The sequence below is a fragment of the Enterococcus sp. C57 genome, assembly GCF_040887305.1.
In the GTDB taxonomy this organism is placed as follows: domain Bacteria; phylum Bacillota; class Bacilli; order Lactobacillales; family Enterococcaceae; genus Enterococcus_B; species Enterococcus_B hirae.
In genome coordinates this window covers 399,657-417,169 of the sequence record NZ_JBFOFP010000001.1, presented here as the reverse complement: position 1 = coordinate 417,169, position 17,513 = coordinate 399,657, and the positions used below count along the sequence as shown (strand labels likewise).

The window sequence follows — 17,513 nt, the reverse complement described above, 5'->3', positions numbered from 1 at the left end:
GTTTCATTGTACCTAAATTTCTTGAAATAAAAAAGAAGAAACGAAAATCACTAATAAATTCTTTAACTTATTTCAAGTTGATATTCTTTTTTTGTTTCACAGGATAAAATCGTGTCAAGTTTCCAAACAATTCAAACCTTTAAAAAATAAAGTTTTTTATTTAATTTATCATTTTCTTATCGTGAAACACAACAAATGATATTTTTACTGTGGAAAACTTTTTATAATGCTCTTACCGTTTTGAACCAAAGTATCCTTTAATTACTTGTCTGGTTTCACGAACTTTTTCCTTCAACTGTTCATTCTTTGTCATATATAAATAAAAAATAATATCGATAGTAACAAACTGAGCCAGCAAAGAATTTGTAGCAGCGCTTCGATTGGTTATTTCCTTTGGACGTGAGGTTTGTACAACAACATCCGCCAACTTACTTAAAGGATTATTTCCAAATTGCGTTAAAGCAATTACCTCAATGCCTAAATCTTTTGCGATTTCTCCAACTGCTACGACATCCGCGCTACTACCAGAATTGGAGACTAACCATAATACTTTTTTGGTTTCATTGCTTACTAATTGAGGAAGTAAAACATGGATATCTTTTTCAAAAATAATGGGTTTGCCTACTCTAGACCATTTTTGCAAAATGTCTTCCACCACTAAAGATGAAGCGCCCACGCCATATAAAAAGACTGTTTCAGCACTTTCCAGGGTCTCAACCACTTCTTGAATTTTTTCTTCATTTAAAATGTCCACCGTTTCTTTGATTGCCACTTGCGCATTATTTCCCAAAATGTGTTTGATCGAATAAAATGATTCGTTTGGATGAATATCACTGAAGCCTTCAACGATACCGGTTTGTAACTCGGTCGAAATATTTATTTTGAAGTCAGTCAAACTTTGAAACCCAATTTTTTTGGAAAATCGGACAACTGTGGGCGCACTTAACCCAGCAGCTTCTGCTAACTCGTTCGCAGTCATCGTGGGAATTTTTTCTACATTTTTGATGATATAATCAGCGAGCTTTTTTTCAGTTGAAGAATACTCCTCCATCATGCTCTCAATACGGCTAATAACGCTCATTTGTCTCACTTCCTTTTTCTCTTCCAGTCTAGCTAAGTATACCATATCCCACTAATAAGATCGTGACGTCTGACAAGAAAATTTTGTCATCATCTGTAAATAAATGTTGGAGAAAAAGTATGAGGCTAAAAAATAATTGATGAGGTTCGGCTACAGCAATAGAGCCCAAGGCAAGCCTTGGACTCTTAGATAAAAGATTAATTTTTCAAGAAGAATGGACGATTGCAGCTCCTGGTTATCCTATCATTCATATGATAGTTGCACCCTTTATCATGAAAATTTTGTTGTCTCACGTTGAATACTCTTGATAGAAGTCACGAGTATTTAACTCTAATTTATAAATGATGTCATGACAGAACTTTTAGAGTTGGTGTTCCGCATGTGCTGTTCCTAATTGATTCCTAGAAGTTGAGAAGTTCATAGCATTTTGGATTTTCTCACTTATGTGTGCTAGTCTTTCTTCTTTAGTATTCTCGAATGGTTGTATTGATCGACTGAAAAGTTGTTCTGGCATATCATTTCTATTTGTCGATCTTGCTAATATTTGTTTCATTGTTAACAACACTTGTTTTTGTTCATATTTTTCTTGCTGTATTTTTTCTACTACTATTTTGTTTAGGTCTTGATTCCGCATTTTTTGGCTATTGGAATATAACAGTCGGTTGAAAAACTGCTTAAACAAATTTTTTCTGAGACCAAGTTTAGTCTGCTCTTCATTCCTTTGTTTCATTTTGATTTTCGTTATAGGTAAAATATTCTCCATTTCAGTCTTAGCACGAGGAGCTATTTCGATTTGATTCGTAAAATTACTTTTATGAGGAATCAAAGTTGTTTTGAACGCACGAATTTTTGTTGCCATTCTTTTCCGATCGTTTCTTATGTAACTGATCATTTTTGTTCTGAAAGAGCGGTCAAGCTTATGGATTTCTTGGTAAGTATTATTTAGTACTTTCTCAAGCATAGAAAAATCTCGCCTAATCAATTCCAACATTCGTTTAGCGGGACCAACGGACTTCGAATTTTTTTGATTCGTGGATTTATGTTGACTCCTTTGTTTAATCGCATGTTCAATTTTTACGATTAAATTTACTGCTAAGTTCTTTTTTTTACGATTGGCTTGTTTTGACTGCATTTCGTTTGTTTGCTCGCTTAACTCATTTTGAGCTACGTTATTTCCTTTTTTATTTAGCCTTTTATTTGTAAAAAAAGTTTTCATTTTCAGCCCTCCTTTTTTCCTTTTCAACCTAATAATAGCATAAGATGAAAGGCTTGCTTATTCATCTTTTCGTAATTTCAGAAAAAAAGATTCTCATTATCGCTTTGTTGTTTCAAATTGCACGCTTTAGCTTTAACTCTTAAAAAGATATGGGAGAAGCGTAACAATTCGCTTAGTAAAAAACCGATGGTATCAAAAATCGTTTTCGATTTTCGACACCATCGGTTTGATCTTACATTCTAGGGTAGTCAGGTCACTTTTCCAACTATTGAAATTAACCTTGTCTACTATAATTTTGGACTTCAGCAACCATCGCATCAACGAACATGTTGAGATCTTCTACCGAAGTTTCTTTGCTACCATATCGGCGAATATTGACCGTTGCATCAGCCACTTCTTTATCACCAACGACTAGTTGATATGGTATTTTTTGTGTTTGTGATGCACGAATCTTATAACCCATTTTTTCATTGCGGTCATCTACTTCGACACGTAGACCTTTCATTTGTAGACGTTCCTTGATTTCATAAGCATAGTCACTATGCGCTTCAACTGAAACAGGAATGATCGTTGCTTGGATCGGTGCTAACCAAGTTGGGAAAGCTCCTTTGTAAACTTCAGTTAAATAAGCAACAAAACGTTCCATCGTTGAAACGATCCCACGGTGGATAACTACTGGACGATGTGTATTTTCGCCATCTTCACCAACATAAGTTAAATCAAAGCGTTCTGGAAGCAAGAAGTCTAATTGGATCGTTGATAATGTTTCTTCTGTTCCTAAAGCTGTTTTGACCTGAACATCCAATTTTGGACCATAGAAAGCAGCTTCTCCTTCTGCTTCGAAGTAATCCAATTCCAATTCATCCATTGCGGCTTTTAACATCACTTGCGCTTTTTCCCACATAGCATCATCATCAAAATATTTATCCGTGTTATTCGGATCGCGATAGCTCAAACGGAAACGATAGTCTGTAATATTGAAGTCAGCGTAAACTGCGACCATCAATTCCAACGTACGTTTGAACTCATCTTTGATTTGATCAGGACGTACAAAGGTATGCCCATCGTTCAATGTCATTTCACGAACACGCTGTAAACCTGATAGCGCACCTGATTTTTCGTAACGGTGCATCATGCCTAGTTCAGCGATACGGATTGGTAATTCACGGTAGGAATGGATCGCATTTTTATAGACCATCATATGATGCGGACAGTTCATCGGACGAAGAACTAACATTTCACCATCACCCATATCCATTGGTGGGAACATGTCTTCTTGGTAATGATCCCAGTGACCTGATGTTTTATACAATTCTACATCTCCCATGATTGGTGTGTAGACATGTTGGTAACCTAAGCTGATTTCTTTATCAACGATATAACGTTCAATTGTTCGACGAATCGTTGCACCTTTAGGTAACCAGAATGGTAAGCCTGAGCCAACTTGTGGTGATACCATAAATAGATCTAGTTCTTTTCCTAATTTACGGTGGTCTCTTTCTTTTGCTTCTTCACGTAGACGAATAAATTCTTTTAAGTCTTTTTTATCAAAGAATGCTGTCCCATAGACACGTTGCATCATTTGATTGTTTGAATTTCCACGCCAGTAAGCTCCAGCTACAGATAATAGTTTGAAGACTTGGATACGACCGGTTGATGGGACATGTGGTCCACGGCATAAATCAATAAATTCTCCTTGTTGATAAGCAGTGATTACTTCCTCATCTGGTAATTCACTGATCAATTCTACTTTATAAGGATCACTTGCAAAGATTTCCAGAGCTTCTTCTTTAGAAAGAACTTTACGTTCGATCGGTAAGTTTTCTTTCACGATTTTCATCATTTCTGCTTCGATTGCTGGAAGATCTTCGGCACTGATTTGGTTTTCACCGTTGTCTGTGTCATAGTAAAATCCTGAATCGATTGCTGGTCCGACACCGAAATGGATATTTGGGTACAAGCGTCTCATAGCTTGTGCCATCAAGTGTGCGGTTGAGTGACGTACCAATGCTAATGCATCTTCGTGGTCAGGTGTAACGATCTCGATTGATGCATCTTCTTCGATGCCACGATTCAAGTCAATCAATTGACCGTTCACTTTACCGGCTAATGCTTTTTTAGCTAAACTTTTAGAAATACCTGCAGCAATCTCAGCAGTCGTGATTCCCGCATCAAACTCTTTCACTGCGCCATCTGGAAAAGTAATTTTTATCATTAAAATAGCCTCCTTTGATTTTTTGATTGAATGAGTTGACACCAATAAAAAAGTCCCAGCACCTCATAAAAGAGATACTAGGACGAAAGATTCGTGGTTCCACCTAATTTCGAACGTTTACACGTTCCTTGAGCGTTATAACGGTACGACCGCCTTTGTTTCAACAAAGGTTTCGAAAGTGGTCATCCTTTGGTTTTCTTCTGGAAAAGTTTCAGCCTGGCTTTTCCTCTCTTATCGAAGACTCTCAAATTCAGTTGTCTTTCTCATCAATCAACTATGTGTTTATTTAACCACTAATAAAAAGAAAAATCAAGTGTGGGTGTGACTTATTTTTTCCATTCACCATTTACACCATAAGTGCCTTTTTTCATTTCATTGATAATCACATGGATATGTTCTTTTGGTGCTTGGGTATTTTTATGAACAGCTTCTGTAATATCTTTCATCATATTTTCTAATTGTTCTGGACTACGTCCTTCAACTAGTTCTACGTGTACAAATGGCATTGTCTCGTCTCCTTTTAATAATTGCTATCTTAAATGTAAGTGGTCTTTTCAACCCTTCTTCTATGCTATGATCATACCGCAAAAAAAGCAAAGAGAAAAGGTCTTTTCTGATGTTACGTGTGGGATCGCTCATTTTTAGCCCGCAACGCACTTAAAATCGAAACAGTGTCTACCACTTCTTGGAGAACCGCTCCAAACAAAGCGGGGATTACACCCGTACTAGCAACCAGCATTAAAAAAACACAAATAAAAATACCGATTAAAACAGATTGTTTCGCTACTTTCATCGTATCTCTGGAAATCGTTATAGCAGTAGCAACTTTTGTCAAATCATCTTTTAGTATCACCGCATCAGCACTTTCGCTAGCTGCCGTTGATCCGTGTGCGCCCATGGCTATTCCAACATCTGCGATCGTCAAAGCTGGAGCATCGTTGACCCCATCGCCCACCATCGTTACGGGACGTTCACTTTCGGGAATACTCTCAAGGATATTCAATTTGTCCTGCGGCAAACAACGAGCATGAACAGCCGTGAGCCCAACCTCCTTTGCAATTGATTCAGCGATAGCCGGTCCATCCCCTGTGATCATCATCAAATCCGCTACACCCATTGTTTTCAATTGTTCAATCGTTGCTTGTGCTTCTGGACGCAGCACGTCTGAAAATAAGATCGTACCCGAAAAATGGTCATCAATTGCAACATAGATAGCTGTTTTAGTAGATTGGCTTTCTTTGGCACCGACAAATGAAGCTCTGCCAACTTTAACGAAATGTCCATCTACTCTAGCTTGTATTCCTTGCCCCGTGATCTCTTTTAATTCATTCACTGGCAATAACTTTTCGTTATCGACTTCATGGACTAGTGATCGGGCTAAGATATGACTTGATTCTTGTTCGGCACTTGCCGCATAGACCAAGAGCGTTTCTGATGTTACACCAGCTTCTGGATGAATACTTGCTACTTCGAGGACCCCTTTAGTGATGGTACCCGTTTTATCAAATGCAACTGTCTTGGTTCGTGCTAATTTTTCCACAGCAGTTCCTGTTTTGATGACGATTCCGTTTTTACTTGAACGACTCATTCCTGCCACTAAGGCAATCGGTGCAGCTAAAATCAAAGGACAAGGTGAAGCAACAACGAGAACTTCTGCGAAACGAACAGGATTCTTCGTGACCCACCAGGAAATACCTCCGATCAAATAAGCGATCAATGTAAAAGGCACCGCATAGCGATCCGCTAAGCGAACAAAATGAGCTGGTTTTTCTTTTGATTCTTCGACCAATTTAATAATTTGTTGGTATTGACTATCAGCTGCTCTTCTTTCAACGATCATTTGAACGGAACCGTCCCCATTGACTGAGCCAGACATCAGTTCATCGCCTGCTTTTTTTAATACAAGTTTGGCTTCACCCGTTAATGAAGACTCATCAAATTGCGACTCACCTTTCACTACTTTTCCGTCAACGGGCACTAATTCTCCTGGTTTCACCACTAACAAATCATTGATCTCAACAGCTTCTACTGGAATATCTTTCAATTGGTCATTCATCAATTGATGCGCTGTGCGTGGTGTATTGTCCAATAACGTTTGCAATTCTCGACTAGCTTTTTTATTGGCATAGTCTTCCAAACTGTCTCCGCCAGTCAACATGATCAGGATCATCAAACTGGCCCAGTACTCTCCTACCACTAATGTCGCAACAATCGCTGTGATAGCAAGAATGTCCACACCATATTTACCTGAACGTAATGTTTTAATCATCTCAATAAACATAAAGAAAGCCAAAATACCACCCGTGATCGCGATAATCAGAAATGCAAGTGTGGGTCGTTTAAAAATAAATTCGCAAATAAGTGCCGTCATTCCAATCAAAACGGTGATTGAAAATTTTTTAAAATGTGTCATATTGTTCACTCCCTACAATTTTAGGATACTGACTTAGAACTAGAATGAAAACTATTTACACTTAACTGAAAACAACTCTCACTCTCATTGATTTTCTTCTTTCACTTTCCTTCAAACGAATAGTCAAAGATACCTTTTTCTCACTTTTTGTGCTATACTTTTAATTCGTTATTTACGGCGGAAGGAGTAATATACGCAATGAATGAAAGACAACTAGAACAACAACACGTGGATGAAACCATTCAGTTGATCCAGCTTGAACAAAAGCTATTAAACACTAAACAACAATCTCTTACCCAAGAGATGCAAGATTCTACGAAAGACACCGCCAGCCATAAAATCAGAGGTGGGTCTAATGAATCCTTTTATGAATCAGCTGTCGAATACCGCCAACATGAGCAAGAATTGCTTTTAAAATACCATACGCTTGAATCGCAGCAAAAAAGGCTCCAAACGTTAACAGTTATGGAAGACAACCCTTACTTTGCCCGAATCGATTTTAAAGAAGAAACAGATGCAGAGACACTTTATCTAGGAATCGCTTCTTTAAGAGATCTCTCTGAAGAAACAATCGTAATCGACTGGCGTGCCCCAATTGCTAACCTTTATTACGAAGGGGAAATTGGACCAGCCTTCTATGAAACAGATACTGAAAAAATCAATGTTGAATTACTGCTGAAACGTCAGTTTAAAATCTTAGATGGAAAAATTATTTCGATGGTGGATACTTCTGAAGTGATCAACGATGATTTCTTACTAGAGATCCTAGACGATGCCTCAAGTGCGCATATGAAAAATATCGTCTCTACGATCCAAAAAGCCCAAAATGCCATTATTCGTGATACAACAAGTCAAGTGATGTTGATCGAAGGAATCGCTGGTAGTGGAAAAACATCCGCTTTATTACAACGGATCGCCTTTTTACTTTATCACAATCGAAAATGGTTAGATGCCGAGAACGTTTTACTTTTTTCTCCTAATCATCTTTTCTCTGACTATATTTCGACTGTTTTGCCTTCTTTAGGTGAAAGTGGTGTACCTACGCAAACCTTCAAGTCTTATTTGGAACAGTTATTACCTGAATTTTCATTGTTAGAAGAAGAGCAACAAGAAGTTGGTTTTTTATCTGGAGACAAGGACCCGATCCAAACCTTCAAAAGCGGTCTTCAACTAATCCATCAGATTGATCGTTATATCGATCATATTACTGGTTTTGGTCCCTTGTTTAGAGATATGAAAATTAACGGTCGGACGATTTTAGCAAAAGAATCGATCCGCAAATGGTATCAAGAAACCAATGAACTCTTACCGTTACATCAACGTCTCTCCTTGTTGCAAACAAAATTATTAAAAAAATTGGGTGGACTCCAAAAAGATGAAATGCGTCAAAAATGGGTCAAAGAATTAGCAGAAGAACAATTGCAAGACTTATATGCGAATGATCCGAACCTTGAGTATACGGAGCAAAAAGAACAGTCTTTACGGAAAAAACTAGCGAATCAAATCGTGAAGAAAAGATTCCGTCGAATCTACCGCGGAATCAATCAGTTTCAATTTGTCAATTTGACCAAACAATACCTTCACTTTTTACAAACCGTACCTCAGGCGCTGTTGGCTAAAAATGACATTAGCGCAACGATGTGGAACGATCATTCAGCCTTATTAAAAGAGAAGCTTCGTCAACGAGAACTACGACAAGAAGATGCAGTATTATTCTTCTTGCTGATGCGTCGCATCCATCCAGTGTCTGTGATGCAAAAAGCTCGCTATATCTTTATCGATGAAATGCAAGATTTCGCTCCCGCTCAGGTAGCTCTTTTACAAGCGATCTATCCAAAAGCTAATCTCACTTTTTGTGGCGATCTAAATCAAAATGTTTTCGGCAATGAAACGATTACTGGCTCTTTGGATCAACTATTTAAAGACCAAGAAATCACACACTTCCAGTTAACGACCAGCTATCGTTCAACAAAAGAGATCACGGATTTTGCGAATCATTTTCTTACTGAGGAAAATCAAGTAGAAACGACGGCTCGCAAAGGTACGCTTCCTTCTATCGTGAAAGGTTCCTCCTTAGAAGAACGATTAAATTGGTTAAAAACTACGCTTGAAACGACTCAAGAAAATACCCGTTACTGGCGTACCGCAATCATTGGTAAAACACAGACTGAGTGTGAACAACTCTATGAACAGTTGCCCGAATACTTAAAAGATCGTGTCCAATTGATTTCTGATGAAACAGATTTTATGAAACGACAAATCGTCCTACTACCAGCATTCTTGGCAAAAGGGCTCGAGTTTGATCGCGTTTTCTTATGGGGAATCGATGATACAAACTTTGCCACTAACCAAGATCAATTAGTTCTTTACACCATGTGTACAAGAGCCATGCACGAACTCGTTTTAGTTACTTCTGAATCTGAAAGTCCTTTGATTGAATCCATGGACCCAGCATTATATACCACTATCAATATATAAAAATAAAGGGTTGTGACAAAATTTTTGTCACAGCCCTTTATTCTTAATAAACGGTGTTAAAGAAGTAGCTTCAAGAATAAGAAGCTAACCACTTAGTCACAACCTCGCCTTTTAAACAAATGATTCAGTATCTGGATACTTTAATTTAACTAATGAAATAATCATTCGCAATTCTTCTATATTTTCAGGATACTCAGGATCAAAGACTTTACTATGACGCCCAATCCCCCCGTTATCTATCAGCCGATAAATTCGATTCCAATCAATAAACTGTTCGATTGATCGGAAGTTACTGATCGGATAGCCTCCACTATCAAGGATCTCTGATAAACGAAAAGCTAGATAAGCACTGTCGATCACTTTTACTTTTTTAGAATCATATTTTTCATTTTTTTCAATTAAGATTTTTGTTGGTTGATGTTTTAAGCTCCATTCTAACAAACGAAAGAAAGCTTCCATACGATAATTTTCTTCAAATAATCGAAAGGTTGAATCTGAACGTCTAAAAAGTAAAGGGATTAAATAATTTCTTTTGTAAATCAACATGGGGACGCGATCAACCATACATTCCAAATAGCGATTAAGGTAACCAGTACCTACGTAATTTCCTAAACGATAACCTTCTACACCATAATGGGCATATTTTTTTGCTAATTTTGAACAGTCCGTGATATTCACAGCTAACTCTTCGATCTTTTGGTAACCGCTTAAAATACGTTCAAAAGGCTCTAAACTAATTTTTGCTTCCATAAAATTTCCCCGCCTACATCCACATTCCTATGTATCATTTTTCCAATAATACGTCTATATCAATAATAACACAGGACGAAACAGAATAAAAAATAAAACATACGAAAAAAAGATAAAATCATTGATTCGTCATAAACTACTGTTTTTTCAGAACGAATGATCTTCTTTTAAGCGTAAAAAAATAGTCTGAGAGACGAATTGTCCCAGACTATTTAGCAGGTGTAAAAACGAAAAACGGATAAATCGCAAGTCGAAAGCTATCCAATGCTTTCACAACCTTCATTCGTTTTTATCGTTTAGTCTTCCAATGCTACATTATGGAAAACATGTTGAACATCTTCCAACTCTTCCAACGCATCAATCATTTTTTCAAATGTTTCTTGGTCTTCTGGTGAAAGTGTCACTTCATTTTGAGGAATCATTTGGATCTCAGCAATTGAAAAATCAGTGATTCCTTTTTCTTTCAATGCTTCTTGGATACTATGGAAATCAGCAACTTCACCATAAACGATGATTTGTCCATCTTCTTCCATGACATCACGTACATCAATCTCTTTATCCATCAAATATTCAAGGATCTCATCTGCATCTTCGCCGGCAAAACCAAAAATCGCTGTATTGTCGAACATGTAAGAAACAGCTCCAGAAACACCCATATTTCCGCCGTTTTTACCAAAAGCAGCACGTACATCAGCAGCTGTACGGTTCACGTTGTTTGTTAAGGTATCAACGATGACCATTGAGCCATTTGGTCCGAATCCCTCATAACGTAATTCAGAATAAGTTTCATCTCCCGCACCTTTTGCTTTTTCAATTGCACGGTCAATAATATGTTTAGGTACATTATAAGTTTTCGCGCGTTCAATGACGAAACGTAGTTTTTGGTTAGCGTGTGGGTCTGGATCACCTGATTTTGCTGCTGCATAGATTTCAATCCCGAATTTTGCATAAACTCGGCTATTATTTGCATCTTTTGCGGTTTTTTTCGCTACGATGTTTGCCCATTTACGTCCCATATTCTCACTTCGCTTTCTAATTTTGATCGTTCATTTCTGATAGTGGTTAAGCACAAAAACGTCCTGTTCCATTATACTTGTGAATCTGGATTCTGTGAAGTATTTTTTCTAAATCTAGTCATTTTTTAGGGAGGTGTTTCCTTGTATGATCGATTATAGTCGTCTCTTGGAATAGCTACTCAACAAGCTAGACAAAGAATTTTTTACAAAGCGACATATTCAAAATATTGAACTAAACTTTCATTCAGATTAGTCATTTCAATTTGTTCCCACCAACCAGGTTTATTTCGAAACATAAGGTCTTCTTCCAAAATTTTGTTCAGGTATCGCCCCACCGAGTTGATAGATTTGATCACTCCGAACCAAAAGGTGTGCCAATTCTGCTTCTTTTTTGCCAATTTTTGAGATCAAGGGTATCTCTTTCTTTTCTTTTAAAAACTGTTGTCCTGCCTTGGTGAATCCTAAAATATTCAAGTAACATTTGGCTTGTTGGTCATGGATTTCCTCATGATGGATGTTCAATAATACGTAACAAGCTAAACGTTGGATTCTCGTCCAAGTATATCTTTTCGTCTTGACTAAAGTGACAAATTCCTCGAAAGATCTGGCTTTCTTCGCAGCCGATTGCATTCTCACCTCAAGTCCTTCCGTCATCTGATAGATAGTTTTCAAATTGGCTAGCTCCGTAGAAAGCAAACGATAACGTAACAAGGGCCAGTAATTCGCCCATGTTTGTTGCGAACCTGCTTCGATCATCGCTGCGGTGGCAGCAGGTATAAAATCCGTTACGGAGCGTTGTTCACTGAGCGCTTTGCGAATAGCGGTCGCACTTGCGATGGAGGAACTGCTCCATTCTTCATCGTGATAACCAGCACTTTTTCTGGTAATCGGTACTAATTTCATTGGTTGGGCATACTGGGCATTTTCTTTCGCATAGCTTAACCCTAAAATGTGATTAGGAGAAGAAAAATCGAGAGCGATTTCTGGATAAAGTGTGTTGAACACTGCTGTCATCTTCTGCGGATAGCTCATTCCTTGGTCAGATAAACATTGAAATTCACGGTCAATCCTTAATTGGTTTTGCTGTACAAATTTCCCAAAAGCTTCGTAATTAAATGTCGACTCTTCTTCTGTACCAAAACAAAGATGTGTACAGCCGAGCATCTGTAATAATCGCACAGCTCCTTTGGCAAAGTAATCTGCTGATTGCACAGACCATTCTATCGGTAGTTCAATGACCAAATCCACTCCGTTTTGGAGGGCAGCAGTTGCTCTGGACCATTTGTCGATAATTGCAGGCTCACCACGCTGTAAAAAATTTCCACTCATCACTGCTATCACGATATCTGCGCCCGTTTGTTCACGAGCCATTTCCGCATGGTAGCGATGCCCATTATGGAAAGGATTATATTCAACAATAATGCCACAAATTTTCATCGCATTTCCTCCGTTTCTTAATAGGAATAAAACAAACAGTTCATTCTTTCGGTCAATCCTAAAATGATCAATTTGGTTTTTAACTGTAAAAAAATAAGCAGGAGAAATCGAAAAATCGTTTCTCCTGCTTTTCAAATGACGCTTCAGCTTATTTTTCATCAAGATATTTCTAAAGTATTTTTTTCATTTTTTAGCAGAAAAACGTCACTATTTGGCGCAGACTTTGTTGATGATTTACTCGTCTTGGCCATTATTCGTTACTTTTATACTATTATAATACTATCTGAAACAACGCGATTCACGACAGTTTTTTTTTGCGATTACACCTCGCGATAAGGTAATGTTTCGTATTTAACAAAAGACTTTTTTCGTGTCCTATTCCTTATATGCCACAAAAAAGAGACGTTTTGTATCTTCCTTTGGTTGTTCGTCGGTGAAATCACCAAATGCTTCTACCTTAGAAAAACCACTATTTTCTAACATTCTTAAATAATTATCCAAAGAATAAGTTTGTTCTTGATGCAGTTCGTCTTCTCGAATAAACTTACCTGCTTCTTCGGGATCTTCCACAAAGAAAGTCAAGAAATGTTCAATACTGTGCTTTTCCTTGCCTGGGTAGCTATCCCATAAAAAGGCAAACTGATCATTTTGATAATGGTAACTATATTCAGGAAAAACCGTGTCGATTTGATAGATAGAATGAACATCGAATATAAATCGTCCATTTTCTTCCAGCGCTTGATACACTTCATCAAATACTTGCTGCACTTCTTGTTCATTCTTCATATAGCACAAAGAATCTGAGAAACATGTGATTGCTTGGTATTGACCAATTTCTGACAGATCAAGCATGTTTCCTTCAACAAATTGGATTGGTGTTTCCTCTTCAAAGGCACGTTGGCTAGCAATCATCAACATCTCTTCTGAAAGATCTAACCCTGTGACATGGTATCCAGCTTTAGCAAAGGCAACAGCTAGAGCACCTGTTCCGCAAGCTAATTCTAAAATATTACATGTTTCACTTGGTAAGTGTCGTTTTGAGAAATCTAACCATTGTTGATATAAGGTTTCATCCATTACCTCATCATAAACGAAAGCAAATGTTTCGTAAGCCATATTAATCGATCCATTCATTTAGGTCAACAAGTGGTGCATCTGACCATAATTTTTCTAAATTATAGAAACTTCTTTCTGGTGCATGGAAAACATGGATGATCAGATCTCCTAAGTCGATCAGGATCCATTTTCCGCCTTCTTTTCCTTCGATACGTTTTACTTCGTAATTGTTTTCTTCTTCTTTTTCAATGATTTCTTCTGTAATTGCATTTAGTTGTCGTTCACTGTTTGCCGAACAAATCATGAAGTAATCTGCTAGTAAAGATACTTCTCTCACATCTAAAGCAACGATATCTTCTGCACGTTTTGAATCGGCAGCTTGCACTGCAATTTGTAGTTGTTCTTTGCTATTTATAGTAATTTCCTCCTAATGGGTAGAGATTATTTTTTAGCTACCCAATGATTATATGTTTCAATTGTTTTTGGATAAATCTGTTGTTCTTGTTCAATCAAGTGAGCTAATGTGTGCTTTGTCTCAAAAGCTACCGCTTCGTCTAAATCGATTAACGCTATTTCACGGGCATCTTGGACTCCAGGAAACGAGCGACCAGGTTCAATATAATCTGCTACATAGATGATTTTATCTAATAAAGACATTTCAGCCGCACCAGTGGTATGAACCCGAATGGCATGAAGGATCTCTTCATCTGTGATACCAAGCTCTCTTTCAACAAAAGAGGCGCCAACTAAACCATGCCAAATCGCATTTCCATAATGAAGAAGCGCTGGGTCATAGCCATCTCGCTTGATAACTAAAATAAATTCATCATCAGGCCGTTCTTTCGCATAATCATGTGTCAAAGCAGCAATACTAGCTTTTTCTAATGAACAGCCGTATTTGCCGGCAAGGGCAATCGCCGTCTCTTCCACACCAAGAACATGCTTGAAACGTCGTTCACTCATTCGCATTTGGACTTTTTGCATCAACTCTTCTCTTGAGTAAGTTGTGTATTTATTACTATAGTCCATCTTGATATAGCCCTTCTTTCTCGATATACTCAATGACCTTATCAGGTACTAGATAACGAACGGAACAACCTTGCTGGATCTTCTGCCGTATTTTAGTTGAGCTGATATCAATAGTGGGCACATCGACCCAAATCACTGGGTAAGGCGTTTCGGTTGAGTAACCTGCTCGACGAATACCAACAAAATTGACCATTGTCACTAGTTCATCGATTTTATACCATTTTGGTAGATATTCTACCATGTCGCCACCGATAATAAAATAGTAATCGGTATTAGGGTTGTTTTGTGTCAGAGCTTTCATCGTATCATAAGTATAGCTTTTGCCTTTTCGAGATAACTCGATCGGTTCAATAGCTAAAAAAGGATTATCTGCTATCGCAAGTTCAAGCATGTTTAAGCGATGATTGGCAGCGATTGTCGTTTTTTCATCCACATGTGGTGGTTGATAAGAAGGCATTAAATAGACCTCATCCAACCCTAAATTTTTCCCTGCCTGTTCTGCCATAACTAAGTGTGCCAGGTGAACTGGATTAAAAGTACCACCTAAAATCCCCACCTGTTTGCGTTTTTCAAAAATTTGAGGCATCTCTTGAGGAAATACTTGAGATTCGACAAAAGCTTCCGCTTGCGATTTCATATTAACCACTCCTTAAATTGCGTTTACTTCTTTAGAGATACGTTGATATTTTTCCTTTGAAGAGGGTTTGTATAATACAAGAACTCGTCCAATGATTTGAACAACTTGACATCTGACTGTTTCTTCTAAAATACCAGCTACCTCTTCAGGAATCTCATCGGTATTTTGTAATAACGTTACTTTGATTAATTCACGTTTTTCCAGCGCTTCTTCAATCTGAACCATCATGGCAGAATTGATTCCACCTTTACCAATTTGAAAAATCGGTTGTAGGTGGTGTGCCTGGCTTCGTAAAAATCTTTTTTGTTTTCCTCTTAAAGTCATATTCTTCCTTCTTCCTTAAATCAAGGCCTTTCGTTTCATCACATTCACACCTTTTGGCGCCCAACCTGCTACGACTGCCGGTTGTGTCACTGTGATCCATCCTAAGCCAGCAAATACGATATCTGTTTTTTCTTTTACCGAAAATTCAAAACGAACCAATTCGGGAAATTCATTTACTTCATCGGGACGAGGTGGTTGTAATAATCCACCGACGTGTTTCACATAAAATTCATCAGCTTTTGCTAATTTCGTTCGATGAATAGTGACATCATTTGAAACATAAGCAATAAATGAACCTCGTTGCCCACTGATAAAATCAAACCTTGCTAAACCGCCGAGAAAGAGTGTCTGTCCTTCATTCAATTGGTATCCTTTAGGCTTGATTTCTTTCGTTGGTGCAATGATCCTTAAATCTTTTTTCCCAAGATAATGCGCCATTTGATGTCGATGGATAATCCCAGGAGTATCAATCAAGAAGTGCCCATCATCTAAAGGAATCTCGATCTTATCTAAAGTTGTCCCTGGAAATTGTGAAGTCGTAATCACATCTTTGACACCTGCTGTGTTCTTGATGATTTGATTGATCAATGTCGATTTACCGACATTTGTCACACCAACGATATAGACGTCACGACCTTCACGATACTCTTCGATTTTTTTGAGTAGATTTTCCATTTCATTCGCTTTTTTTGCGCTTGTCAATAATACTTCAACCGGACGCAATCCAGCTTCATGTGCACGCTCTTTCATCCATTGGATCATTTTTGGTTTCTTCAGCGACTTAGGTAAAATATCCACTTTGTTTCCGACCAAGAGCACCGGGTTATTACCTACAAAGCGATGTAGTCCAGGGATCAAAGAACCATTAAAATCAAAGATATCGACAACATTGACGATCAAGGCATCTTCTTGTCCTAGTTCATTCAGCAGGCGCAAAAAATCATCATCTGTCAGTGAAACATCTTGGATCTCATTATAATGTCTTAACCGGAAACAACGTTGGCAATAGACCTCACCTGATTCTAGTCCTTTTTCTAATGCTGCTTTTGGTGTATACCCTAATTCATTAGGATGGTCGGTTTGGATCGTTGCTCCACACCCAATACACTGTAGTTCTTCGTTCATTCAATTCCACCTCGCCAGCCCATATCAGGATTGTGTGCTAATAAATAGGCCATGATTTTGCGTTCCCAAAAACGATTGAATCGTGTTTTCCAACTATCCGTTTCAATAATTGGTTTAACCAAGATACTTCTGATACCCGAACGATTAGCTGCTCGGATATCTGTCATGATTTGGTCACCGATCATCACAATTTCATCATCTGAAAGATTCAACATTTTTTTTGCTCGATTCATTCCTACGGCTAAAGGTTTTAATGCCCGAGCAACATACGTTAATTCAAATTTATCGATCGCTCGTGCTACTCGTTCAGAGCTATTGTTTGAAACAACCACTACTGGAATACCAGCATTTCTCATTTCTAAGATCCAGTCGAGTAATTCCTCTGTTCCATCAGGATTGTTCCAAGCGATCAACGTATTGTCCAAGTCAGTCAAAACTGCTTTAATCCCTAAGTTTTTTAATTGTGCAGGGGTTATCTTGTAGATGGCATCGACCATCCATGTTGGTTTATATTTTGAAAACATTTTGTCTCCTCATCTGCAAAAAATGAAGGAGCACGAAATGTACTCCTCAGCCCTATATTATACTTCATTCTTTCCAAAAAAACTACCTCTACACCTGAATCCTTCTGAATAAACAACTATTAACCTGAAATGATGAACAGACCGAAGTCACCAAACACTTTTAAAAGAGAAGAAATCATCCGTCTGACTACACTGATAAAATAAAAACTCTC

At 37.9% G+C, this 17,513-nt stretch carries 16 protein-coding genes; 1 reads left to right on the top strand and 15 read right to left on the bottom strand.

Annotated elements, in window-relative coordinates:
- Positions 1-232 precede the first annotated feature (232 nt).
- From AB5M32_RS01870 to AB5M32_RS01850, 5 genes are all read right to left on the bottom strand, one after another.
- On the bottom strand, positions 233-1,081 hold the full coding sequence (locus AB5M32_RS01870) for a MurR/RpiR family transcriptional regulator (protein WP_010719648.1): 849 nt from the start codon (positions 1,079-1,081) through the stop codon (positions 233-235).
- A 361-nt stretch (positions 1,082-1,442) separates the two neighbouring features.
- Positions 1,443-2,297 carry a hypothetical protein gene (locus AB5M32_RS01865; RefSeq protein ID WP_178286491.1) on the bottom strand — a complete coding sequence of 285 codons (855 nt, stop codon included), beginning with the start codon at positions 2,295-2,297 and terminating at the stop codon, positions 1,443-1,445.
- 274 nt (positions 2,298-2,571) lie between these two features.
- Positions 2,572-4,512 (bottom strand): threonine--tRNA ligase, encoded by a 1,941-nt coding sequence (gene thrS, locus AB5M32_RS01860; protein ID WP_034700539.1) that lies wholly within the window; start codon positions 4,510-4,512, stop codon positions 2,572-2,574.
- Positions 4,513-4,838: 326 nt separating this feature from the next.
- Complete coding sequence (locus AB5M32_RS01855; protein ID WP_002287649.1) at positions 4,839-5,018, bottom strand: 2-hydroxymuconate tautomerase; 180 nt, start codon at positions 5,016-5,018, stop codon at positions 4,839-4,841.
- 113 nt (positions 5,019-5,131) lie between these two features.
- Complete coding sequence (locus AB5M32_RS01850; RefSeq protein ID WP_010719651.1) at positions 5,132-6,925, bottom strand: heavy metal translocating P-type ATPase; 1,794 nt, start codon at positions 6,923-6,925, stop codon at positions 5,132-5,134.
- A 198-nt stretch (positions 6,926-7,123) separates the two neighbouring features.
- Here AB5M32_RS01850 and helD point away from each other — a divergent pair, with 198 nt between their 5' ends.
- Positions 7,124-9,403: an RNA polymerase recycling motor HelD gene (gene helD / locus AB5M32_RS01845; protein ID WP_368024261.1), complete on the top strand. Its 2,280-nt coding sequence runs from the start codon at positions 7,124-7,126 to the stop codon at positions 9,401-9,403.
- Between the two features lie 111 nt (positions 9,404-9,514).
- Here the strand turns inward: helD and AB5M32_RS01840 are convergent, their stop codons facing one another.
- The 10 genes from AB5M32_RS01840 to AB5M32_RS01795 all read right to left on the bottom strand — a co-directional run bounded on the left by AB5M32_RS01840 (position 9,515) and on the right by AB5M32_RS01795 (position 17,301).
- The gene (locus AB5M32_RS01840; protein WP_010719653.1) at positions 9,515-10,153 is read right to left on the bottom strand and encodes a hypothetical protein; all 639 of its coding nucleotides are present in this window, start codon (positions 10,151-10,153) and stop codon (positions 9,515-9,517) included.
- 296 nt (positions 10,154-10,449) lie between these two features.
- Entirely contained in the window at positions 10,450-11,169 is a 720-nt protein-coding gene (locus AB5M32_RS01835) for a YebC/PmpR family DNA-binding transcriptional regulator (RefSeq protein ID WP_063626840.1), read from the bottom strand.
- A gap of 282 nt (positions 11,170-11,451) precedes the next feature.
- On the bottom strand, positions 11,452-12,606 hold the full coding sequence (locus tag AB5M32_RS01830) for a nucleotidyltransferase (protein WP_368024260.1): 1,155 nt from the start codon (positions 12,604-12,606) through the stop codon (positions 11,452-11,454).
- Positions 12,607-12,981: 375 nt separating this feature from the next.
- On the bottom strand, positions 12,982-13,722 hold the full coding sequence (locus AB5M32_RS01825; protein WP_010719656.1) for a class I SAM-dependent methyltransferase: 741 nt from the start codon (positions 13,720-13,722) through the stop codon (positions 12,982-12,984).
- Between the two features lies 1 nt (position 13,723).
- Complete coding sequence (gene rsfS, locus AB5M32_RS01820) at positions 13,724-14,047, bottom strand: ribosome silencing factor (protein WP_010719657.1); 324 nt, start codon at positions 14,045-14,047, stop codon at positions 13,724-13,726.
- Positions 14,048-14,103: 56 nt separating this feature from the next.
- A complete protein-coding gene (yqeK, locus tag AB5M32_RS01815; RefSeq protein WP_096709466.1) occupies positions 14,104-14,691 on the bottom strand; it encodes a bis(5'-nucleosyl)-tetraphosphatase (symmetrical) YqeK in 588 nt (195 codons plus the stop codon).
- A complete protein-coding gene (locus AB5M32_RS01810) occupies positions 14,681-15,328 on the bottom strand; it encodes a nicotinate-nucleotide adenylyltransferase (protein ID WP_010738127.1) in 648 nt (215 codons plus the stop codon). Before AB5M32_RS01810 ends, yqeK begins: the two co-directional genes overlap by 11 nt.
- Before the next feature lie 12 nt (positions 15,329-15,340).
- Entirely contained in the window at positions 15,341-15,652 is a 312-nt protein-coding gene (yhbY, locus tag AB5M32_RS01805) for a ribosome assembly RNA-binding protein YhbY (protein WP_010719660.1), read from the bottom strand.
- A 15-nt stretch (positions 15,653-15,667) separates the two neighbouring features.
- On the bottom strand, positions 15,668-16,777 hold the full coding sequence (gene yqeH / locus AB5M32_RS01800; protein ID WP_010738128.1) for a ribosome biogenesis GTPase YqeH: 1,110 nt from the start codon (positions 16,775-16,777) through the stop codon (positions 15,668-15,670).
- A complete protein-coding gene (locus tag AB5M32_RS01795; RefSeq protein ID WP_010719662.1) occupies positions 16,774-17,301 on the bottom strand; it encodes a YqeG family HAD IIIA-type phosphatase in 528 nt (175 codons plus the stop codon). The genes yqeH and AB5M32_RS01795 overlap by 4 nt, the downstream gene beginning before the upstream one ends.
- Between the last annotated feature and the right edge of the window lie 212 nt (positions 17,302-17,513).